Here is a 608-nt window from a genome sequence, read left to right as displayed (position 1 = left end):
CCCCTGCTCCCAGCCTGGGTGCGTGAAGGCCAACCACATGCAGTTGCGCTCCCGCGGGGCCAGGGAGTCCAGGTCACACAGGAGGTTGCCGTACGTACGGTTGTACGCCAGCAGGTCGTAGCGGCTGTTCTGCACGCACGCCGGGATGGGTTCGAGCTGCCGCAGCAACGTCCGGATCGGGTCGGAGACGGTGGCGCACTCGGTCCCCGGCGCCGGGTCGGCCACCCCCGCGAGCGTGAACAGGTGCTCGCGCTCGTTGGGGTCGAGCAGCAGCGCCCGCGCGATGGCGTCGAGCACCTGCGCCGAGACGTGGATGTCGCGCCCCTGCTCAAGCCACGTGTACCAGGTCACGCCCACCGCCGAGAGCTGCGCCACCTCCTCGCGGCGCAGCCCCGGAGTGCGCCGCCGACGGCCGCGCGGCAGCCCCACCTGCTCGGGCACGACGCGCTCGCGCCTGCTCCGCAGGAAGGCCGCGAGTTCGCCGCGCCGTACGTCGTGGTGCTCGGCCCGCCCGGTCGTCATCATGTCTCCAGGGTGCGGGATGGGAAATCCACTTTCCAGGTACTGTCGATACCAGGATAAGGAGACTCTGGTACCTGGCTACGGGC

General features: G+C 70.6%; 1 protein-coding gene. It reads right to left on the bottom strand.

Features of this window, described 5'->3' with window-relative positions; translation table 11 throughout:
* A partial coding sequence (locus tag KUM32_RS42395) for a helix-turn-helix transcriptional regulator (protein ID WP_217146908.1) occupies positions 1 to 525 on the bottom strand: 525 nt, incomplete at its 3' end.
* Between the last annotated feature and the right edge of the window lie 83 nt (positions 526 to 608).

This window comes from Streptomyces sp. AC627_RSS907 (assembly GCF_019049165.1).
This window is presented reverse-complemented; position numbering and strand designations above follow the sequence as displayed.